General features: G+C 66.6%; 22 protein-coding genes. 16 read left to right on the forward strand and 6 right to left on the reverse strand.

Going from position 1 to position 21,321, the window contains the following annotated elements; all coding sequences use genetic code 11:
- The first annotated feature begins 33 nt into the window (after positions 1 to 33).
- The 10 genes from HY57_RS02495 to ilvA all read left to right on the forward strand — a co-directional run bounded on the left by HY57_RS02495 (position 34) and on the right by ilvA (position 12,716).
- Complete coding sequence (locus tag HY57_RS02495) at positions 34 to 1,626, forward strand: 2-isopropylmalate synthase (RefSeq protein WP_019465721.1); 1,593 nt, start codon at positions 34 to 36, stop codon at positions 1,624 to 1,626.
- A gap of 16 nt (positions 1,627 to 1,642) precedes the next feature.
- Positions 1,643 to 2,647 (forward strand): branched-chain amino acid transaminase, encoded by a 1,005-nt coding sequence (locus HY57_RS02500; RefSeq protein WP_019465722.1) that lies wholly within the window; start codon positions 1,643 to 1,645, stop codon positions 2,645 to 2,647.
- Positions 2,644 to 4,071 carry a 3-isopropylmalate dehydratase large subunit gene (gene leuC, locus HY57_RS02505; RefSeq protein ID WP_019465723.1) on the forward strand — a complete coding sequence of 476 codons (1,428 nt, stop codon included), beginning with the start codon at positions 2,644 to 2,646 and terminating at the stop codon, positions 4,069 to 4,071. The genes HY57_RS02500 and leuC overlap by 4 nt, the downstream gene beginning before the upstream one ends.
- Positions 4,068 to 4,652 (forward strand): 3-isopropylmalate dehydratase small subunit, encoded by a 585-nt coding sequence (gene leuD / locus HY57_RS02510; RefSeq protein ID WP_019465724.1) that lies wholly within the window; start codon positions 4,068 to 4,070, stop codon positions 4,650 to 4,652. The genes leuC and leuD overlap by 4 nt, the downstream gene beginning before the upstream one ends.
- Positions 4,649 to 5,746 (forward strand): 3-isopropylmalate dehydrogenase, encoded by a 1,098-nt coding sequence (gene leuB / locus HY57_RS02515; RefSeq protein WP_019465725.1) that lies wholly within the window; start codon positions 4,649 to 4,651, stop codon positions 5,744 to 5,746. The genes leuD and leuB overlap by 4 nt, the downstream gene beginning before the upstream one ends.
- Before the next feature lie 165 nt (positions 5,747 to 5,911).
- Positions 5,912 to 7,633 (forward strand): dihydroxy-acid dehydratase, encoded by a 1,722-nt coding sequence (gene ilvD / locus HY57_RS02520; protein WP_019465726.1) that lies wholly within the window; start codon positions 5,912 to 5,914, stop codon positions 7,631 to 7,633.
- On the forward strand, positions 7,630 to 8,649 hold the full coding sequence (gene ilvC, locus HY57_RS02525) for a ketol-acid reductoisomerase (protein WP_019465727.1): 1,020 nt from the start codon (positions 7,630 to 7,632) through the stop codon (positions 8,647 to 8,649). Before ilvD ends, ilvC begins: the two co-directional genes overlap by 4 nt.
- A 233-nt stretch (positions 8,650 to 8,882) precedes the next feature.
- Positions 8,883 to 10,763 (forward strand): biosynthetic-type acetolactate synthase large subunit, encoded by a 1,881-nt coding sequence (gene ilvB / locus HY57_RS02530; protein ID WP_038579274.1) that lies wholly within the window; start codon positions 8,883 to 8,885, stop codon positions 10,761 to 10,763.
- Positions 10,764 to 10,911: 148 nt separating this feature from the next.
- Complete coding sequence (gene ilvN / locus HY57_RS02535) at positions 10,912 to 11,154, forward strand: acetolactate synthase small subunit (RefSeq protein WP_019465729.1); 243 nt, start codon at positions 10,912 to 10,914, stop codon at positions 11,152 to 11,154.
- The gene (gene ilvA, locus HY57_RS02540) at positions 11,151 to 12,716 is read left to right on the forward strand and encodes a threonine ammonia-lyase, biosynthetic (protein WP_019465730.1); all 1,566 of its coding nucleotides are present in this window, start codon (positions 11,151 to 11,153) and stop codon (positions 12,714 to 12,716) included. Before ilvN ends, ilvA begins: the two co-directional genes overlap by 4 nt.
- An 84-nt stretch (positions 12,717 to 12,800) precedes the next feature.
- On the opposite strand, the gene HY57_RS02545 is transcribed toward ilvA, so the two are convergent.
- On the reverse strand, positions 12,801 to 13,157 hold the full coding sequence (locus tag HY57_RS02545; RefSeq protein ID WP_019465731.1) for a hypothetical protein: 357 nt from the start codon (positions 13,155 to 13,157) through the stop codon (positions 12,801 to 12,803).
- Between the two features lie 126 nt (positions 13,158 to 13,283).
- Here HY57_RS02545 and ubiA point away from each other — a divergent pair, with 126 nt between their 5' ends.
- The 4 genes from ubiA to HY57_RS02565 all read left to right on the forward strand — a co-directional run bounded on the left by ubiA (position 13,284) and on the right by HY57_RS02565 (position 16,918).
- On the forward strand, positions 13,284 to 14,297 hold the full coding sequence (ubiA, locus tag HY57_RS02550; protein WP_019465732.1) for a 4-hydroxybenzoate octaprenyltransferase: 1,014 nt from the start codon (positions 13,284 to 13,286) through the stop codon (positions 14,295 to 14,297).
- 224 nt (positions 14,298 to 14,521) lie between these two features.
- Entirely contained in the window at positions 14,522 to 14,950 is a 429-nt protein-coding gene (locus HY57_RS02555) for a YciI family protein (protein ID WP_026034007.1), read from the forward strand.
- Between the two features lie 18 nt (positions 14,951 to 14,968).
- On the forward strand, positions 14,969 to 15,391 hold the full coding sequence (locus HY57_RS02560) for a VOC family protein (RefSeq protein WP_019465734.1): 423 nt from the start codon (positions 14,969 to 14,971) through the stop codon (positions 15,389 to 15,391).
- Between the two features lie 261 nt (positions 15,392 to 15,652).
- A complete protein-coding gene (locus tag HY57_RS02565; RefSeq protein WP_026034008.1) occupies positions 15,653 to 16,918 on the forward strand; it encodes an RNA polymerase sigma factor in 1,266 nt (421 codons plus the stop codon).
- Positions 16,919 to 16,924: 6 nt separating this feature from the next.
- Here HY57_RS02565 and HY57_RS21800 read toward each other — a convergent pair whose 3' ends face one another.
- Both HY57_RS21800 and HY57_RS02570 read right to left on the reverse strand, forming a co-directional pair.
- Complete coding sequence (locus HY57_RS21800; protein WP_019465736.1) at positions 16,925 to 17,062, reverse strand: hypothetical protein; 138 nt, start codon at positions 17,060 to 17,062, stop codon at positions 16,925 to 16,927.
- A 2-nt stretch (positions 17,063 to 17,064) separates the two neighbouring features.
- Complete coding sequence (locus tag HY57_RS02570) at positions 17,065 to 17,481, reverse strand: hypothetical protein (RefSeq protein ID WP_019465737.1); 417 nt, start codon at positions 17,479 to 17,481, stop codon at positions 17,065 to 17,067.
- A 427-nt stretch (positions 17,482 to 17,908) separates the two neighbouring features.
- Here HY57_RS02570 and HY57_RS02575 point away from each other — a divergent pair, with 427 nt between their 5' ends.
- Positions 17,909 to 18,766, forward strand: a complete 858-nt coding sequence (locus HY57_RS02575) for a DoxX family membrane protein (protein WP_019465738.1) — start codon at positions 17,909 to 17,911, stop codon at positions 18,764 to 18,766.
- Here HY57_RS02575 and HY57_RS02580 read toward each other — a convergent pair.
- The 3 genes from HY57_RS02580 to HY57_RS02590 form a co-directional block, all read right to left on the reverse strand.
- Positions 18,745 to 19,092, reverse strand: a complete 348-nt coding sequence (locus HY57_RS02580; RefSeq protein ID WP_019465739.1) for a carboxymuconolactone decarboxylase family protein — start codon at positions 19,090 to 19,092, stop codon at positions 18,745 to 18,747. The genes HY57_RS02575 and HY57_RS02580 overlap by 22 nt on opposite strands.
- A 136-nt stretch (positions 19,093 to 19,228) precedes the next feature.
- Positions 19,229 to 19,951, reverse strand: coding sequence for a ComF family protein (locus HY57_RS02585; RefSeq protein WP_019465740.1), 723 nt, complete (start codon positions 19,949 to 19,951; stop codon positions 19,229 to 19,231).
- A 12-nt stretch (positions 19,952 to 19,963) separates the two neighbouring features.
- Positions 19,964 to 20,170, reverse strand: a complete 207-nt coding sequence (locus HY57_RS02590; protein ID WP_019465741.1) for a hypothetical protein — start codon at positions 20,168 to 20,170, stop codon at positions 19,964 to 19,966.
- 145 nt (positions 20,171 to 20,315) lie between these two features.
- Between HY57_RS02590 and bioB the strand changes: the two genes are divergently transcribed.
- Positions 20,316 to 21,320, forward strand: coding sequence for a biotin synthase BioB (gene bioB / locus HY57_RS02595; RefSeq protein WP_019465742.1), 1,005 nt, complete (start codon positions 20,316 to 20,318; stop codon positions 21,318 to 21,320).
- The last annotated feature ends 1 nt before the right edge of the window (position 21,321 follow it).

Consider the following 21,321-nt stretch of genomic DNA (forward strand, 5'->3'; position numbering starts at 1 on the left):
TTGCCCAACGGCGCGTGCCAGCGGAGCCAAGCAATGACCCCCGACACAACCAGCAACGAGAGCAGCGACGTGGGCGACGTAGCCGCCGAACGCGTGCGCATCTTCGACACCACCCTGCGCGATGGCGAGCAGGCGCCCGGCTTTTCCATGGACCGCCGCGCGAAACTCCGCATGGCGCACGCGCTGGAGGCGCTGGGCGTGGACGTGCTCGAAGCGGGCTTCCCCAGCGCCTCGCCGGATGATTTCGCCTCCGTCGCGGAAATCGCCCGTGTGCTGCGCGGCCCCGCCGTCTGCGGGCTGGCGCGCTGCCACGACAACGACATCGACACCTGCGGCCGCGCCCTGGAAGCGGCCCGCCATTCGCGCATCCACCTGTTCCTCTCCACCAGCCCGCTGCACCGCGAGCACAAGCTCAACATGAGCAAGCAGCAGGTGATCGACACCGCCTGCGCCGCCATCGAGCGCGCGAAAAAGCTGTGCCACGAAGTCGAATTCTCCGCCGAAGACGCCATGCGCACCGAGCCGGAGTACCTGGTGGAGGTGTTCAGCGCCGCCATCGCGGCCGGCGCCACCACGGTCAACGTGCCGGACACCGTGGGCTACACCACGCCGGTGGAAATGGCCGAACGCATCGCCTACCTGCGCAAGCACGTGCGCGGCGCGGACCAGGTGGTGTTCTCCACGCACTGCCACGACGACCTGGGCATGGCCGTGGCCAACAGCCTGGCCGGCGTATCCGCCGGTGCACGCCAGGTGGAATGCACCATCAACGGCATCGGCGAGCGCGCCGGCAATGCCTCGATGGAAGAGATCGTGATGGCGCTGCGCGTGCGCGGCGCGTTCTTCGGCGTCGACACCGGCATCGATGCGCGCAAGCTCTACCCCACCTCGCGCCTGCTCACGCAGCTGACCGGTCAGGCCGTGGCGCGCAACAAGGCCGTGGTCGGCGACAACGCCTTCGCGCACGAGTCGGGCATCCACCAGCACGGCATGCTCAAGCATCGCGGCACCTACGAAATCATGCGCCCGCAGGACGTCGGCATGGGCGAGACGCGACTGGTGCTGGGCAAGCATTCCGGCCGCCACGCGCTGCGCCAGCGCCTGCAGAGCATGGGCCACGACGTCGACGACGCGGCGATGGACAGCATCTTCGCGCGCTTCAAGGCGCTGGCCGACAAGAAGCGCGAAGTGCACGACGAAGACCTGGAAGCCATCGCGCTGGGCATGGACCCGGAAGCCACCGGCCCATGGCGCATCGCCCAGCTCAACACCAACTCGCACCTGGGCGGCAGCGCCTCCGCGTCGGTGAAGCTCACGCACGACAACGGCCACGAAGTGGGCGAAGCCGCCATCGGCGACGGCCCGGTGGACGCCGTGCTGCGCGCCATCGAACGCGCCACCGGCACCACGCTGGACGTCACCCAGTTCCAGGTGCGCGCCGTCAGCGAAGGCGGCGACGCGCAGGGCCACGCCAAGCTCACCGCCCGCCACGGCGAGCGGGACTGGCGCGGCTCCGGCGTGAGCACCGACATCATCGAAGCGACCGCGCATGCCGCCCTCGCCATCGTCAACCGTATCGAACGACAACAACCCGCGTCGCAACGGGCTGCGGTCGCCAGCCTGTGATCGAAGGAGCCATGTAATGACCACGCCATTCCTCTGGCACAACGGCCAGATCAAACCCTGGACCGAGGCCACGGTCCACGTCAGCACCCACGCCCTGCACTACGGCTCCTCGGTATTCGAAGGCGAGCGCGTGTATGCCACGCCGCAGGGCCCTGCCTACTTCCGCCTCGCCGACCACACGCGCCGCCTGTTCGAGTCGGCCAAGGTGTACGAGATCGAGATCGGCTACAGCGAAGACGAGATCAACGCCGCCTGTCACGAAGTGATCCGCGCGAACCGCATGAAGTCGGCCTACGTGCGCCCCATCGTGTTCCGCGGCGCGGGTAGCCTGGGCGTGCTGCCCAAGGGCGATGCGCCGGTGGACGTGGCGATCATGGCGCTGGAATGGGGTGCGTACCTGGGTGACGCCATCGAGCACGGCGCGGATGTCTGCGTGTCCTCGTGGAATCGCCCCGCCCCGAACACCTTCCCGAGCTGGGCCAAGGCCGGCGGCAATTACCTGAGCAGCCAGCTGATCGCGCTCGAAGCGCGGCGCGGCGGCTACGCCGAAGGCATCGCGCTGGGCCACAACGGCCTGCTGAGCGAAGGAGCGGGCGAGAACCTGTTCCTGGTGAAGAACGGCAAGCTGCTCACGCCGCCGACCAGCGCGGGCATCCTGGCCGGCATTACCCGCGAGTCGGTGATGACGCTGGCCGGCGAACTGGGCATCACCGTGGAAGAACGCGACCTGCCGCGCGAAGCGCTGTACACCGCCGACGAGATCTTCATGACCGGCACCGCCGCCGAAATCACGCCGGTGCGTTCGGTGGATCGCAAGCAGGTCGGCGCCGGTCGCCCGGGTGATGTGACGCGCGCGCTGCAGAAAGCGTTCTTCGGCTTGTTCGACGGCACCACCGAAGACAAGTGGGGCTGGCTCACGCCGGTATCTGATGTGGTCGTCCCTGACCACGAAGATCAAAAAGCGGCCATCCATGGCCGCACTCCTCAACAACAGCCCGCTTCGATGGGGGCAGTCGCATGACCGCGAAGACCTTGTTCGAAAAAGTGTGGGAAGCCCACGTCGTCGCCGCTGAATCCAGCGACACGCCGGCCATCCTCTACATCGACCTGCATCTGGTGCACGAAGTCACCTCGCCGCAGGCCTTCAGCGAACTGCGCGAGCGCGGCCTGAAGCTGCGCCGCCCGGATCGCATGCTGGCCACGCTGGATCACTCCACCCCCACCCTGCCCGCGGGTGCGGATGGCGAGCGCCCGTATGCGAACGCCGAAGCCAAGGCGCAGGTGTCGCAGCTGGAGACGAACTGCCGCGAGTTCGGTGTGGAACTGCATGGCTGGGACAGCAGCGATCGCGGCATCGTGCACGTATTCGGTCCCGAGTTGGGTGCGACGCAGCCGGGCATGACCATCGTCTGCGGCGACAGCCACACCTCCACCCACGGTGCGTTCGGCGCGCTGGCGTTCGGCATCGGCACCACTGAAGTGGGCCACGTGATGGCGACGCAGTGCCTGCTCCAGCGTAAGGCCAAGACCCTGGCGATCCACGTGGATGGCGACCTGCCTGCCGGCGTCGGCGCGAAGGACCTGATCCTGCACATCATTGGCGAGATCGGCGTGGACGGCGGCACGGGCTACGTCATCGAGTATCGCGGCAAGGCCATCGAAAAGCTGTCGATGGAAGAGCGCATGACCGTGTGCAATATGTCGATCGAGGCGGGCGCACGCGCCGGCCTGATCGCACCGGACGAAACAACGTTCGCCTGGCTCAAGGGCCGCCCGCGTGCACCGCAAGGCGATGCGTGGGATGCCGCCGTGGCACGCTGGAAGGCGCTGCGCACCGACGAAGGTGCCGAGTTCGACCGCGAAGTGCGCATCGATGCCAGCACGGTCCGGCCCACGGTGACCTACGGCACGCATCCGGGCATGGCGATTGCCATGGACAAGCCGGTGCCGACCGCGAGTAATCCGCAGGAAAAGCGCGCGCTCGACTACATGAAGAGCGAAGCGGGCAAGCCCATGCAAGGCACGCCGGTGGACGTGGTGTTCGTCGGCAGCTGCACCAACTCGCGCCTGTCGGACCTGCGCGAAGCCGCCCATGTGCTGCGTGGCCGTCGCGTGGCCGATGGCGTGCGCATGCTGGTGGTGCCGGGCTCCGAAGCGGTTCGCCGCGACGCGGAGAGCGAAGGCCTGCACCACGTGTTCACCGCCGCGGGCGCCGAGTGGCGCGAGCCGGGTTGTTCGATGTGCATCGCCATGAACGGTGACTTCGCGCAGCCGGGCCAATTGGTGGTGAGCACCTCCAACCGCAATTTCGAAGGCCGCCAGGGCAAGGGTGCGCGCACGGTATTGGCGAGCCCCGCCACCGCCGCCGCCTCCGCCGTCGCGGGCCGCATCGCCGATCCGCGCGAATACATGACGGGACGCGTCAACGAGGAGCAGGCCGCATGAAGCCGATCACCCGCCTCCACTCGCGCACCGCCGTGTTGCCGGACGAGAACATCGACACCGATCGCATCATTCCGGCGCGCTTTCTCACCACCACCGAGCGCGCCGGCCTGGGCAAGCTGTGCTTCAACGACTGGCGCTACCAGGCAGACGGCAGCGACAACCCGGCCTTCCCGCTGAACCAGCCGCAGGCGAAGGGTTGTTCCATCCTCGTCGCCGGCCGCAATTTCGGCTGCGGTTCCTCGCGTGAGCACGCACCGTGGGCGCTGCTGGATTACGGCATCCACGCCGTGCTGTGCAGCGAGATCGCGGACATCTTCCGCAACAACGCGCTGAAGAACGGCCTGCTCGCCATCGTGCTGGACGAAGCCGAGCACCGCTGGCTGCTCGCCAACCCCGGCATCGAACTGACCATCGACGTGCGCGAGCAGGTCATCGCCCTGCCGGATGGTGGCCATATCCGCTTCCAGCTCGAACCCTTCGCACGCCACTGCCTGCTCAACGGCGTGGATCAGCTGGGCTATCTGCGCCAGCACGAAGACGCCATCACCGCCTACGAACAACGCACGGAGAAAGCTGCATGAGAGCGCACATCGTCACCCTGCCCGGCGACGGCGTCGGCCCCGAAGTCACTGCAGCGGCCGTGGCCGTGCTCGACGCGGTTGCCGCGCACTACGACCATCATTTCCATTTCGAGGAACATCAGATCGGCGGCTGCGCCATCGACGCCACCGGCGAACCGCTGCCGGCCGCATCACTGGAAGCCTGCAAGGCCGCCGACGCCGTGTTGCTCGGCGCGGTCGGTGGCCCCAAGTGGTCCGACCCGAATGCGCCGGTGCGCCCGGAGCAGGGCCTGCTCGCACTGCGCGCTGCGCTGGGCGTGTACGCCAACCTGCGTCCGCTGCAGGTGCATCCGGCGCTGGCTGAACTGTCGCCGCTGAAGAACGAGAAGCTGAAGAACGTCGACGTGCTGTTCGTGCGCGAACTCACCGGCGGCGCCTACTTCGGCGCCAAGACGCGCACCATCGACACCGCCACCGACGAGTGCAAGTACACCGTCGCGGAGGTGGAACGAGTAACGCGCCGCGCCTTCGAGCTGGCGCGCGAACGCCACAAGCACGTCACCTCGGTGGACAAGGCCAACGTGCTGGAAACCTCGCGCCTGTGGCGCAGCACCGTGCAGCGCGTTGCCGCCGAATTCCCGGACGTGAAGCTGGAACACCAGCTGGTCGACTCGATGGCCATGCTGCTGCTGACGCAGCCGGGCAAGTACGACGTGGTCGTCACCGAGAACCTGTTCGGCGACATCCTCACCGACGAAGCCGCCGCACTGGCCGGTTCGCTGGGCCTGCTGCCTTCCGCGTCGCTGGGTGAAGGCAAGGGTGGCCTGTACGAACCCATCCACGGCTCCGCGCCGGATATCGCTGGCAAGGGCGTGGCCAACCCCACCGGCGCGATCCTGTCCGCCGCCATGCTGCTGCGTCACTCGCTGGGGTTGGAAGAAGAAGCGAGCACGGTGGAAGCCGCCGTGGCCGACGTGCTGGAACGTGGTCCGCATACGCGCGATATCGGTGGCAGCGCCGGCACGAAGGACGTGCTGGAGGCGGTGCTTGCCGCCATCGACGAACACGCGTGCAACGCGGCGGCGTTCCTGCGCTGGGGGCGGGCATGCGGTTGATTCCTGCCATCCCGCAAAAACCTTCCTCACCGTCATCCCCGCGGAGGCGGGGATCCAGCGTCTTTCGTGGCGGGCAAAGGCACTGGATTCCCGCCTTCGCGGGAATGACGGTGACTTTGGCGGCAACCACCAGTCCTGCAAACATCTATCCACCGGAACCCCCGCATGCGCAGTGACCTGATCAAAACCGGCCCCGACCGCGCACCGGCGCGCGCCATGCTGCGCGCCACCGGCCTGGACGATGCAGCTATCGCCAAGCCGCTGGTGGCCGTGGTGCACACCTGGTCCAACGTGAGCCCGTGCAACCTCAACCTGCGCGAGCTCGCCGAGCACGTCGCAGAGGGCATTCATGCCGCCGGCGGCACGCCCATCGAGTTCAACACCATCGCAGTGACCGATGGCATCGCCATGGGCACGCCGGGCATGCGCGCCTCGCTGATCAGCCGCGAGGTGATCACCGATTCCATCGAGCTGGCCGTCGACGGCCACTGCCTGGACGCGATGGTGGTGCTGTGCGGCTGCGACAAGACCATCCCCGCCGCGGCGATGGCGATGGCTCGCCTGAACATCCCCAGCGTCGCGCTGTACGGTGGCACCATTGCGCACGGCACGCACGACAACCATCCCATCACCATCCAGCAGGTGTTCGAAGCGGTCGGCGCGCACGGCGCGGGCAAGATCGACGACGCCGAACTGACCTCGGTGGAACGCGATGCCTGCCCGGGCGCGGGCGCCTGCGGTGGCCAGTTCACCGCCAACACCATGGCGATGGTGCTGACCACACTCGGCCTGTCGCCGATGGGCTTCAACGATATTCCCGCCACGCACCCGGCCAAGGCGGCTGCCGCGCGCCGCTGTGGCGAGCTGGTGATGGATTGCCTGAGGGAGAACCGCACGCCGCGCGAATTCCTTAGCGAAACGGCGTTCCGCAATGCCACGCGCATGGTCGCCGCCACGGCCGGCTCCACCAATGCCGTACTGCATCTCCTCGCCATTGCGCGCGAGGCGGGCACGCGCTGGACGCTGGAAGATTTCGAGCCGGCATCGAAGCACACGCCAGTGATTGCCGACCTGTTGCCGGGCGGTCGTTACACCGCCGTCGAGATGTTCGGCGCGGGTGGTAGCGCGCGTGTGGCGCAGGAATTGATCGCTGCCGGCATGCTGGACGATGCGCCCACCGTCACGGGTCGCAGCCTTTTCGTCGAAGCCGCCGCCGCACCGCGCGCCGACACGCAGGACGTGGTGCATCCGGTCACGCAGCCGCTGAAGCCGCGTGGCGGCTACTCCATTCTCTACGGCAACCTCGCGCCGGAAGGCTGCATCCTCAAGCTCGCCGGCAAGGGCGCGAATCATTTCGAAGGTCGCGCACGCGTCTTCGAGAGTGAGGAACAAGCCTTCGCTGCCGTGCAGGGCGGCACCATCGAAAAGGGTGACGTCATCGTCATCCGCAACGAAGGCCCCGCGGGTGGCCCCGGCATGCGTGAAATGCTGGGCGTTACCGCCGCGCTGATCGGCCGTGGCCTGGGCGACGACGTCGCGCTGATTACCGATGGCCGCTTCTCCGGCGCCACGCACGGCTACATGGTCGGCCATATCGCGCCGGAAGCCGCACGCGGCGGCCCCATCGCGCTGCTGCACGAAGGTGATCGCATCCGTATCGACGCCGACACGCGCGAGATCAGCACCACCGCTGATCTCGCCACGCGTCGCGCGAGCTGGCAGCCGCCGGCACCGAAGGTCACGCGCGGCGCGCTGGCCAAGTACGTCTCCCTGGTGGGTTCCGCTTCCGACGGCGCCACCACGCAACCCATCGCACCACGCGTTCCATCCGCTTCTTCCGCTTCCAAACACGTCAACGAAGACACGACCGCAGGAGTCACCGCATGAGCAGCAGCAATACCAATGAGACGCTGGCCAAGGCCCGCATCGCCGTCCTCGGCTTCGGCAGCCAGGGCCGTGCCCACGCCCTCAACCTGCGCGACTCCGGTCTGGACGTCGTGGTCGGTCTGCGCAAGAACGGCCCCTCGTGGGAGAAGGCACGCGCCGAAGGTTTCAACGTGGCCGAACCCGGCGACGCGGTGAAGGACGCCGACCTGGTCGCCGTGCTCACGCCGGACATGGTGCAGCCCGCACTGTACAAGGAGAGCATCGAGCCGAACATCAAGCCCGGCGCCGCGCTGCTGTTCGCGCACGGCTTCAACGTGCACTTCAAGCAGATCGACCCGCGCAAGGACATCGACGTGATCCTGGTGGCGCCGAAGGGTCCGGGCGCGCTCGTGCGCCGCGAGTATGAAATCGGCCGCGGCGTGCCCAGCATCTGGGCGGTGCACCAGGACGTCAGCGGTCAGGCCGAAGCCAAGGCCAAGGCCTATGCCGATGGCATCGGCGGCGGTCGCGCGCTGCTCATCAAGACCGACTTCAAGGAAGAGACCGAGACCGACCTGTTCGGCGAACAGGCCGTGCTGTGCGGCGGCGCCAGCTCGCTGGTGCAGGCCGGCTTCGAGACGCTGGTGGAAGCCGGCTACCAGCCGGAAATCGCCTACTACGAAGTGCTGCACGAACTGAAGCTGATCGTGGACCTGTTCTACGAAGGCGGCATCAGCCGCATGCTGGAGTTCGTCTCCGAGACGGCACAGTACGGCGACTACGTCAGCGGCCCGCGCGTGATCGACGCCGGCACCAAGGCGCGCATGAAGGACGTGCTCAAGGACATCCAGGACGGCACCTTCGCGCGCAACTGGATCGCCGAACACAAGGCTGGCCTGCCGAACTACAAGAAGTTCAAGCAGGCCGACCTTGAGCACCCGATCGAGCAGGTGGGCGCCAAGCTGCGCGCGCGCATGCCGTGGCTGCAGGCGAATGCGCCGAAGCCGGCGTCTGAGCCGCTCAAGAAGGTGGGGTAACAGGCTCTTCTGCTCGTCATTCCTGCGAACCCCGAAAAGGGGGCAAGAGCAGGAATGACGGGTTAGAGGCGTTATCGCCGGATCAAAAGTCTTTGTTCGACTTACGAGGGGAGCTTCTCCCGCACGCATTGCCCCTCCCTGTCCCTCCCTTGGCATTCAAGGGAGGGAGTTTTTCCAACCGACATTCGAACCGCCGATCCCTCGGCGCATTGGGAACCACGACCACCGTGAACATGCCACTGCAACGCCCCTTCGCAGAGCACGAGATATCGGCGCCGCCAACGACCCACCCGCTGGCCGGCCAGAGCATGAGCGGCGCGGAAGTGGTGGTGCAGGTACTGGCCGATGAAGGCGTCGAGGTGCTGTTCGGCTATTCGGGCGGCGCGATCCTGCCCGTGTACGACGCCGTGTTCCGTTACAACGCCACCCATCTCTCGCCGCTGGGCGGCGAACCGATGCCGCTGATCGTGCCCGCCAATGAGCAGGGCGCGGGTTTCATGGCGGCGGGTTATGCGCGCGCCTCCGGCAAGGTGGGTGTGGCCATCGTCACCTCCGGCCCCGGCGCCACCAACATGGTGACGCCGGTGCGCGATGCCATGTCCGACTCGGTACCCATGGTGGTGATCTGCGGCCAGGTGCCTACGGGCGCGCTCGGCAGCGATGCCTTCCAGGAAGCGCCGGTCAGCAACATCATGAGCCCGTGCGCCAAGCACGTGTTCCTGCTTACCGATGCCTCGCGGCTGGAGGAGACCTTGCGCACGGCCTTTGAGATCGCGCGCAGTGGACGCCCCGGCCCGGTGGTGGTGGATATCCCCAAGGACGTGCAGAACACCCTGCTCTCGTTTGCCGGCGAAGGCACGCTGCCGATTCCCGGTTACCGCGCGCGCCAGCACGCCATCCAGAGCGCCCGCGTGGACGATGCGCAGTGCGCCACCTTCTTCGCTGCACTGGCGAAGGCCAAGCGTCCGCTGATCTATGCCGGCGGCGGCATCATCGCCGGCGAGGCGTCGGCCACGCTGCGCGCCTTCGTCAAGCAGTTTGGTCTGCCGGTGACCACGACCCTGATGGGCATCGGCGCGGTGGACACCACCGATCCGCTCGCGCTGCACATGCTCGGCATGCACGGCACGGCGTACGCCAACTATGCGGTGGAGGACTGCGATTTCCTGCTGGCGCTGGGGGCGCGCTTTGATGATCGCGTCGCCAGCGTGCCGGATCGCTTTGCGCCGAACGCGCGCTTCATCGCGCAGATCGACATCGATCCGGCCGAGATCGGCAAGGTGAAGCCGGTGGACTGGCACCACCATGGCGAACTCGACGCCACGCTGTCGCGCTTGCACCAGTACGGCGTGCACCATGGCCTGGATTTCGCCGCCCAGGGACGCTACGCGAACTGGCACGACCATATCGCCGCGCTCAAGCACACGCATGCACTGAACTACGACCGTGACAGCGCGCTGATCCAGCCGCAAGCGGTGATCGAGGCGATCAACCGGCACACGCAGGGCCGCGCGATCATCAGTACCGGCGTGGGCCAGCATCAGATGTGGTCGGCGCAGTATTTCGACTTCCGCGAGCCGCGCCATTGGCTCACATCCGGCTCCATGGGCACGATGGGCTTCGGCCTGCCCGCCGCCATCGGCGCGCAGTTCGCGCGACGCGACGCGGTGGTGATCGATATCGATGGCGATGCCAGCATCCGCATGAACCTCGGCGAGCTGGAAACCGTCACCACCTACGGCCTGCCGGTGAAAGTGGTCGTGCTCAACAACATCGGCGACGGCATGGTGCGGCAGTGGCAGAAGCTGTTCTTCCGCGGGCGTTTTGCTTCATCCGACAAGAGCCTGCACAAGAAGGACTTCATCAAGGCGGCGCAGGCCGATGGCTTCGAGTGGGCCAAGCGACTGGAGGACAAGGGCGAACTGGCGGACACCATTGCCGACTTCCTTGCCTTCGATGGACCCGCTTTTCTTGAAGTAATGATCGACCCCGATGCCGGCGTGTATCCCATGGTGGGGCCGGGTGCGACTTATGCACAGATGATCACGGGCGATTTCATTCCGTCGCGCGTGGCGCCGGCGGTGACTGAGGATTCGAAGAGCGACATGTTCTGACGGCCATGAAGCCGGGTGTGACAAAAATACGAATCGTCATTCCAGCGAAAGCTGGAATCCAGTGCCTTCAGACCCTTATGCAAGACCGAAAGGCGCCGGATCCCCGCTTTTGCTGGGATGACGAGTAGGAAGGGTTACGGAGCCATCCATGAAACACACACTTTCCATCCTGCTGCAAAACGAATCCGGCGCACTGATGCGTGTGGCCGGCATGTTCGCCGCACGCCACTGCAACATCGATTCGCTGACGGTCGCCGCCACCGATGACCCGGAAGTCTCGCAGCTCACCCTGGTCATGCACGGCGCGGACGATACGGTGGAGCAGATCATCAAGCAGACCCGCAAGCTGGTGGACGTGATCGACGTCAGCCATCCCGCCGCCACGCCATGAATGCAGTTGCCATCACGGCCGAGCCGACCGATCGCCTGAGCGGGCACGAGCTGCTGCGGCAGACGGTGGGCGCGCGCGTCTACGACGTGGCGCGTGAAACCGCACTGGAGGCGGCGCCGTTGCTCTCCACGCGCCTTGGGCAGCCCGTGTTGCTCAAACGCGAGGATCAGCAGCCGGTGTTTTCGTTCAAGCTGCGCGGCGCGTACAACCGCATGTCGCAACTGGATGCCGAACAGCGCGCTCGCGGCGTCATCGCGGCCTCGGCGGGCAATCATGCGCAGGGCGTGGCGCTCGCGGCGTCGCGACTGGGTATTCGTGCGGTGATCGTGATGCCGATAACGGCACCGCAGGTCAAGGTGGAGGCGGTGCGACGCTTCGGCGGCGCGCAGGTCGATGTGGTGCTGGCCGGCGACTCCTATAGCGATGCGCAGGCCGCCGCCGCGCGACTGCAGGCGGAACACGGCTACACCTTCGTGCATCCCTTCGACGATGCCGCCGTGATCGCGGGCCAGGCCACCGTGGGCATGGAGATCCTGCGCCAGCACCCGGGGCCGCTGCATGCCGTGTTCGTGCCCGTGGGCGGCGGCGGCCTGCTCGCTGGCGTGGCCGCTTACATCAAGGCACTGCGCCCGGAAGTGAAGGTGATCGGGGTGCAGACCTGCGATTCCGACGCGATGGTGCAATCACTGGATGCCGGCGCGCCGGTCACCCTGTCCGAGGTGGGACTGTTCGCTGACGGCACGGCGGTGAAGCGTGTGGGCGACCTCACCTTTGAGCTGTGCCAGCGCTATGTCGATGACATGGTGCGGGTGGATACCGACGCCATCTGCGCTGCCATTCGCGACGTATTCCAGGAAACCCGCAGCGTGCCCGAACCTGCGGGCGCGCTGGCGCTGGCGGGGCTCAAGCAGTACGTGGCCACGCATGGTGCGTCCGACCATCCGATGGTCGCCATCGTCTCGGGGGCAAACCTCAACTTCGACCGCCTGCGCTTCGTCGCCGAGCGCGCGGAAGTGGGCGAGCAGCGGGAGGCGGTGTTCGCGGTCACCATTCCCGAGGAGCGCGGCAGCTTCCGCCGTTTCTGCGCTGCGCTGGACCAGCGCAGCATCACCGAGTTCAACTACCGCATCGGCAGCGCCAGCGAGGCGCATATCTTCGTGGGCGTGCAGACCACGCATCGCGATGAACGCGAGACCTTGATCGAAGCCTTCCGCTCGCACGGCTTCGGCGTGCTCGACCTGACCGACGACGAACTGGCGAAGCTGCACCTTCGCCATATGATTGGCGGCAGTTCGCCGCTGGCACGCGACGAGCTGCTTTACCGTTTCGAGTTTCCCGAGCGGCCCGGCGCGTTGACGCGGTTTCTCGGCCACATGCACCCGGACTGGAACATCAGCCTGTTCCATTACCGCAACCAGGGGGCGGATTATGGCCGCATCCTCGTCGGCATCCAGGTGCCACGGGATGAACGCGCGTTGTTCCAGGCCTTTCTCGATACGCTGGGTTATCCGTTTCGCGATGAGAGCGAGAACCCCGCGTATCGGTTGTTGTTGAGGGAATGAGGACGGGCGAGTCGCGCACAGGGTGCGCTCCCACAAGAGTCAGGCTTGTCTGTGGGAGCGCACCCTGTGCGCGACTGGGCTCCCTCAGCCGTCCACAACCTCCAGCTCGAACACATGGTTGTCGTAGTCACTGAAGTACAACGCCGTGTCATCGCGAGCCATCTGGTAGTCCAGCGCCAGCGCGTCCATGCGACGCGCGCAGTCGAGCTGCTCCTGCTTGGTGACGGCGAACGCAATGTGGTCGCCGTTGCGGGAGGCCGGCCCATGGCCCCGGATAAGCGCGAACTCCAGCCCGGCCAGTTCCAGGATGACCTCGGGATGCGCGTCGTGCGGATCTTCCTCGCGCACGACGCGCGCGTCGGGAAACACATCGGTGAGCAAATGCGCCGTGCGCGTGGGATGGCTGACGATCAGGGCGATGTGGCTCAGAGCTTTGGGCATGGGCGTGGGTCCGGTGCTTGAGTGGCGAGTGTAGGCCGCTTTGTGACGACGTTGCGACAGCGTGCGCCACCCAAACCGGCACCCCGTCACGCGACCCTGGGTGGTGGGGCACGCTAAACTGCGTGGATGGCTCCCACATCACGCAAGCGCCAGCGGCGCAATCTGCCGACCACAAGCACGCCGCGCCAGCGTCCCGGTGCGGCGCGCACCGCGCAGCCGGCGGACAGCTCCACCCGCGCCACGCGCGTGCTCGACTGGCTGCTGCAGAAGCTGCCGGCGCCCTATCGCACCAAGGCGCGCGACTACCTCGTGCTGACGCGCATGGACCGCCCGATCGGCGCCCTGCTCCTGCTGTGGCCCACGTGGTGGGCGCTGTGGCTGGCGGCGTCCGATTTCCCGCCGGTGAAGCCGCTGGTGATCTTCACGCTCGGCGTGTTCGCCATGCGCGCAGCAGGCTGTGCCATCAACGATTTCGCCGACCGCAAGCTGGACCCGCAGGTGGAGCGCACCGCCGGCCGCCCCATCGCGGCGGGGCGGGTGACGCCGCGCGAGGCGCTGATCGTGTTCGCCAGCCTGCTGGTGTTCTCGTTCATCTTGGTGCTGTTCACCAACAAGCTGACCATCGAGCTGTCGTTCGCGGGCGCCGCGCTGGCGGCGATCTATCCGTTCACCAAGCGCTACACGCACATGCCGCAGGTAGTGCTGGGCGCGGCCTTCGGCTGGTCGATCCCGATGGCCTTCGCCGCCGTGATGGGTACGGTGCCGCCGATTGGCTGGCTGCTGTTCATCGCCAACATCATCTGGTCGGTGGTGTACGACACCGAGTACGCACTGGTGGACCGCGACGACGACATCAAGGCCGGTGCCAAGTCCACGGCGATCCTGTTCGGCGACGCGGACCTGCCGATCCTGGGCATCCTGATGGCCACCTTTCTGCTGGCCATGTTGTTCGTGGGCCAGCGCGCCACGCTGGGCTGGCCGTACTGGCTGAGCCTGGTGGTGTCCGCCGGCCTGTTCGGCTGGCAGCTGTGGCGCATCCGCAGCCACGACCGCGCGGCCTGCCTGTGGGCTTTCCGCAACAACAACTGGCTGGGCATGGCGCTGTGGATCGGCATCGTGCTGGCGCTGGCGTTCCGATAAAGTCCGCCCGCCCCTTGTAGGAGCGCACTTGTGCGCGACCGCGGCCTTCACATTGCAGTAACGGTGAGAGGTTGCGGTCGCGCACAAGTGCGCTCCTACACGCGCTCGCGACGTCCTCTGAAAATTTCTCCAGTTATCCTGTCGAATCCCGCCCGGGTCGTTCGTCGTCAGCATGAGGGCCGCCACCGGGCGATCCATCCATGCCATCGACAGGAGGGACGACAATGCGATTCGTAGCCATGGTCCGGGCCACCCGGGCCTCTGAAGCCGGCGAGATGCCGAGCGAAAAACTGCTGACCGACATGGCCCGGTTCAACGAAGAACTGGTCAAGGCCGGCGTGCTGCTGGCCGGCGAGGGCCTGCACCCAAGCAAGAGTGGCGCACGCGTGCGCTACGAGGGCGACAAGCGCACTGTCATCGATGGCCCGTTTGCCGAAACCAAGGAGCTGATCGCCGGTTTCTGGCTGCTGCAGCTGGGCTCGCTGGAAGAAGCCGTGGAGTGGATGAAGCGCTGCCCGAACCCGTTCGAGGACGGTGCCTCGGAAGTCGAGATCCGCCGCGTGTTCGAGGCCGAGGACTTCGGCGAGGCATTCACCCCGGAGCTGCGCGAACAGGAAGAGCACATGCGCGCGCAGATCGGCGATCGCCCTTGATCCCACGGAGACACCGCCATGCAGGTCCAGTCCTATCTGTTCTTCGATGGCCGTTGTGAGGAAGCGCTCGCCTTCTACGGCAAGGCCGTGGGCGCGCAGGTGCAGCACCTGGTTCGTTTCAACGAAAACCCCGAGCAGCCAGGCGACCAGCCGGCCGGCCCACGTCCACCCAACGGCGAGAAGATCATGCATGCGTCGTTCAAGGTGGGCGACACGCTGGTCAACGCCTCGGACGGCGAATGCGGCGGCCAGCCGGATTTCCGCGGCTTTTCGCTGGTACTCACCGTGAAGGACGATGCCGAGGCGAAGCAGCGCTTTGTCGCCCTGCTGGAGGACGGCGGACACGCCACCATGCCGCTGTCCAAGACCTTCTTCGCCTCCAGCTTCGGCATGCTGGCCGATCGCTTCGGCGTGCATTGGATGGTGATGTCGCCGCCTTGAGGATCTCGCCACGCAATGGCGGTGGCGGTTGACGCTCTCTCACCGTCATTCCCGCGAAGGCGGGAGGCGCTTCATCAACAGCCGGATGGCTGGTCATCTAGTGTCTTTACGAGCGTATGAAGTCGCTGGATTCCCGCTTTCGCGGGAATGACGGTGAGGAAACAACGATGGCACCGGCATCGACGGTGAGCCCTTTGGCAACTTGCCGTCGAAAGCAGAAAAACTTGCGTCAGTATGGGCATGGTGCTGTCATCGGCGGTCATGACGGCCACCGACATCCACCGCACCATCGACGCCGTCTGGCGCATGGAATCGCCACGGCTCATCGCCGGCCTGGCCCGCATCGTCCGCGACGTGGGCGTGGCCGAGGAGCTGGCGCAGGACGCGTTGGTGACGGCGCTGGAGCAATGGCCGACCACCGGCGTGCCGCGCAACCCCGGCGCTTGGCTGATGACCACGGCCAAGCACCGCGCCATCGACCAGATGCGCCGCCATGCCCTGCACCGACGCAAGGAAGACGAACTCACTCGCGAGATCGAGGACCAGCTGGAACAGTCCGTGGGGGATCTGGATGCCATGCTCGACAACCCGGTCGGTGATGATCTGCTCAGCCTGATCTTCACGGCCTGCCATCCGGTGCTGTCCACCGAGGCGCGCGTGGCGCTGACGCTGCGCCTGCTCGGCGGCCTCACCACCACCGAGATCGCGCGTGCCTTCCTGGTTCCGGAGCCAACGGTGGCCCAGCGCATCGTGCGCGCCAAACGCACCTTGAGCGACGCGCAGGTGCCGTTCGAGGTGCCACGCGGCGATGAGCTGGGAATACGCCTCGCCTCCGTGCTTGAAGTGGTCTACCTGATCTTCAACGAAGGCTACGCCGCCACCTCGGGAGGCGACTGGATGCGCCCGCAGTTGTGCGAAGAAGCGCTGCGCATGGGCCGCGTGTTGGCCGGGCTGGCGCCAGCGGAGCCGGAGGTGCACGGACTGGTGGCGCTGATGGAGATCCAGGCCTCGCGCACCGCCGCACGGCAAGGGCCCCATGGCGAACCGATCCTGCTCAACGACCAGAACCGCGCACACTGGGATCAGCTGCTGATACGACGCGGTCTCGCGGCACTGCAACGTGCGGAAGCCCTGGGCGGCAGCGAGCGACCGTATACCCTGCAGGCAGCGATCGCGGCGTGCCACGCCCGCGCCCGCGCGCCGGGCGAAACCGACTGGCCGCGCATCGCCGCACTGTACGACACGCTCGCCCGTTGCATGCCCTCGCCCGTGGTCGCGCTCAATCGCGCCGTCGCGCATGCGCAGGCGTTTGGTCCGGACGTAGGTCTGGCACTGGTGGACGCACTGCGTGACGAACCGCTGCTGCGCCAGTACCACCTGTTGCCCAGCGTGCGTGGCGAGCTGCTGGGCAAGCTGGGCCGCCACGGCGAAGCGCGTGTGGAGTTCGAACGCGCCGCTTCGCTCGCGCGCAACCTGCGCGAACGCGAACTGCTGCTGCAGCGCGCCGCCGCCAGCGCCAATAGGTGAAAGCGGCTACTGGATGGCGTGGGGTGGGAAGCTCGTGATCACGGCGATGATCGCCAGGTAGCCCAGGCCCGCCAGCAGCAGGCTCAGCAACACCACAAAAACCAGCCGCAGGATGCCTTTGGCGACCCATCCGGCCCGCGACATGCTCACGACTTGCACAACCGATCCGCGCGATAGGCGTCGAGGCTGGGCACGGCGCCATACATGCATTCGATGAAGGCGTTGCGCTCGTGCCACATGACTTCCATGTCCCACAGGCAGAACGAATAGCGCGACATGTCCTCGACCCAGCCGCTGGCGTCTTCCGCCGCCACTGCGATGAACATCTCGTTGTCGTTGCCCCACCAGCCCAGCACCAGGTAACGCGCCTTCGCCCCTTCGTGACAAATGGTAAAGGCGGGGATGTCGCGCCACGAGATGGGACGCGCCTGTTTCATGGCACGCAGGCGAGGCAGGTAGCGCGAGATGTCGACGTCTTTCCCATCCGCAGCGATGGTATAGACCTTGATGCCGTCGGCGTCCGTATCCGCCGGCAGGGACGCGATGGGTCGGGGGCGGTACATGGCTGTCCTTCCTTTTCAGCGCAAGGGTTGCATGGCGGCGCGGCGGTGCATGATGGCATGCCGGACAAAGACCTTTACAACAGCTTGGCAGGTCGTTCAGAGTCTGCGCGATTCCGCTTTTTTTTGGGGGGAAAGTCCCTGGATTCCTGCCTTCGCAGGAATGACGGGATCAGGGGCGAGGCAGCCCTGAATGCCACTCCAGTCCCCATCGTCATTCCTGCGAAGGCAGGAGGCGCCTTTCAACAGCCGGAGGGTTGGTCATCCTGTGCCTTGAAAGCCTGGCGGCCTGGGAACCGGAACCCTCGCCATCCAAGGTTCCGCCGCCGCATCCTGTTCGACGCAAGTTGCCCGCTCAAACCGCCGCACCGTAGACCGCTATCGCACCGAATCGCTGTTTCCCTATCCGTCCATCGTGAAGGAGCAAGCTATGGAGCGTTCGTATTCCGCATCGACCACGGCATCGGCAGACGGTGCCGCCGCAAGTTCCGCCGATACCCTGCCGTTCGTGCAGACAACCATCTCGCAGCAATTTTTCGCACTCACCATGATCGCGCTGGGCGTGCTCGGCATCATCTACGGCGATGTCGCCCTGGTGTGGCAGCACCTGCCCATCGAACACATGCCTGGCGCGAAAGCGATTGCCTATGTATTCGCCCTGATCGAGCTGATCGCCGGCATCGGCCTGTTGCTGCGCACTGCTGCGAAGACGGCGGCGGCCTTGCTCACCGCGTTCCTGCTGCTCTGGGCCGTGCTGCTCAAGTTGCCTGCCGTGGTGGTCGTGCCGTCCATGGAGGCCACGTGGCTGGGCTTTGGCGAGATCACCGTGATGCTGGCGGGCGCATGGATACTGTTCGCCAGCCGAATGGGCGAGCGCGGCGGCTGGCTGCGTCATGTCACCGGACCACGCGGCATCCGCGCGGCGCGCGTGCTGTTCGCACTGTCCCTGCCGATGATCGGGCTCTCGCATTTCTTCTACACCACGCAGACCGTGGCACTGGTGCCGTCATGGCTGCCCTATCCCAGCGGCTGGGCCTATCTCACCGGCGCGGGCAGCATCGCCACGTGCCTGGCGGTGCTGTTCGGCGTGGTACCGCGGCTGGCGGCCGGGCTGGAGGCGGTGATGCTGTGGATCATCACGCTGCTGGTGTGGGCGCCCGCGGTGGTCTCCTCGAGCGGAGATCGCCTGCCGATCACGGCACTGACGATCTCCGCCGCCATCGCGTGCGGCGCATGGGTGGTGGCCGATTCGTATCGGGAAACGCCCTATTTGCCGTCGGCCTCGTAGCCATGCACGGCGTCGAGCACGCGAGCCGAATAGACCAGCGCCGCGCCGGCATTCAGGGCGACGGCGACGCCAAGGGCCTCGGCGATTTCATCGTGCGAGGCGCCATGCTTGAGCGCTGCGGCGGTATGCACGGTGATGCAGCCATCACAGCGCGTGGTGACGGCCACGGCCAGTGAAATCAGTTCGCGCGTCTTGGCGTCCAGGTGACCGTTCTTGCTGTTGGCGTTGGACAGCGTCTGATAGCCGGCAACGGTATCGGGGCTCAGCTTCGCCATCTCGCCGATGCGGCCAAGCAGTTCTTTGCGGTAGTCGGGCCAGTTCAACATGGGCATCTCCTTGGAGGGTGCGATCGCGCCTCCCCCCGGCACAGGCGCGACATCGCGGATGCTGCGCTTCGCGGCAGGCCCGCGTGAATACCACGATGGTGTGATGCCGAACGGCCCGTGTCTTGCAGTGCAGGGATCAGGCCCGGGTGGCGGGCGCACGGGCCAGCGCCCAGACATCCACCCTGTGCACGCCGGCCCGTTTCAGCACCCGGGCACATTCCGCCAGCGTGGCGCCGGTGGTCATCACGTCGTCCAGCAGCGCCACGTGCGCCGGCCAGGCGATGCCTTCGCGCGCGGCGAACGACCCTTTGACGTTGCGCCGGCGCTGCACCGCGCCCAGCTCGGTCTGGGCAGCCGTGGCGCGCAGGCGAACCAGCCCGTCGAGGCGCAGTGTGCAACCCAGCCGCTTCGCCAGGGGCCGGGACAGCTCCAGCGCCTGGTTATAGCCACGTTCGCGCAGGCGTCCGGTGTGCAGCGGCACCGGCAGGATCCACGCCGGCAGCGCGTCCGGCATCGACTCACGCAGCCATAACGTGGTGAGTACACGTCCCGCCGCCAGATTCGCACTGAACTTGAAGCGTGATTCCAGGCGGTCCAGCGGCCAGGCGTAGCGGAACGGCACCCATGCCGCGTCCCACGGTGGCGGGCGCCGCTGGCATTGGCCACAAAGCGCCGCCGGCTCCGGCAAGGGGAGCGCGCATCGCCCGCAACAGAGGCGGTTGCGCGGCAGCTCCCGCGCACAGTCCCGGCAGAGATCCAGCCCGTCGTCGCCCGCGGCGCCACACAACAGGCAGCGATGGGGCAGGACGAAACGTTGCAGCGCACCCGCCAGGGTGCGCCCGATGGAGGGCGCATCCATGCGGGTATCCGCTCAGGACTTGGGCTTGAACATCGCGGCGTCAAGGATGGACCACAGGTGGATGATCCAGCCCAGCCACACGATCCAGAGGATGGCGGCCAGCACGAACATCACCAGGGCGATCCAGAACCGGCCCTGCACCAGCTGACCCAGGCCAGGAATGAAGAAACTGCAGATGGCCGCGAGCACGTTGCCCGCGCTGCCTTGTCCTGCACTCATGCCAACCACTCCCACCCAGATGAATGACCTGATGGTAGCGGCAGCCATACGTCCGCGCATCGTCAACCACGTAAATTCATCCAAAGTTGACAAGAAAAGCCGCGCTGCCACACTGTCGCCCACCCCCACCCCCAGAGCTGACGCCATGGCCCATTCCATCCGCCACGACTGGACGCGCGCCGAAGTCGCCGCCCTGTTCGCCCTGCCGTTCAACGAGCTGCTGCATCGCGCGCACTCGGTGCATCGCGAACACCACGACCCGAACGCGGTGCAGGTGTCCACCCTGCTCTCCATCAAGACCGGCGGTTGCCCGGAAGACTGCGCCTACTGCCCGCAGGCCGCGCGCTACGACACCGGCGTGCAGGCGCAGAAGCTGATGAGCGTGGACGCCGTGCTGGCACGCGCGCAGGCCGCCAAGGATGCCGGCGCCAGCCGCTTCTGCATGGGCGCCGCCTGGCGCAGCCCGAAGGACCGCGACGTGGAGAAGGTCGCCGAGATCGTGCGCGCGGTGAAGGGCCTGGGCCTGGAAACCTGCGCCACGCTGGGCATGCTCAACGGCGAGCAGGCCAAGACGTTGAAGAGCGCGGGCCTGGACTACTACAACCACAACCTGGATACCGCGCCGGAGTTCTACGGCGAAATCATCCACACGCGCCAGTACCAGGATCGCCTGGACACGCTTGAACAGGTGCGCGAAGCCGGCCTGAAGACCTGCTGCGGCGGCATCGTGGGCATGGGCGAGACGCGCGACCAGCGCGCCGGCCTGCTGCAGACGCTGGCCAACCTGCCGGAGCATCCGGAATCGGTGCCGATCAACCAGCTGGTGCAGGTGGAAGGCACGCCGCTCAGCGGCACCGAGGCCATCGACCCGTTCGACTTCGTGCGCACCATTGCCGTGGCACGCATCCTGATGCCGGCCTCGATGGTGCGCCTCTCCGCCGGCCGCCAGCAGATGGACGACGCCGTGCAGGCGCTGTGCTTCTTCGCGGGCGCCAACTCCATCTTCTACGGCGAAAAGCTGCTGACCACCGGCAACCCGGACGTGGAACACGACCGCCAGCTGTTCAAGCGCTTGAACCTGCATGCGCTGGAAGTGGTGGAAACCTCCGGCACGGTGCATGCCGACATCGTGGAGCATTGCGCGGCCTGAG

Origin of the sequence: Dyella japonica A8 (assembly GCF_000725385.1) — a bacterium.
Classification (GTDB): Bacteria; Pseudomonadota; Gammaproteobacteria; order Xanthomonadales; family Rhodanobacteraceae; genus Dyella; species Dyella japonica_C.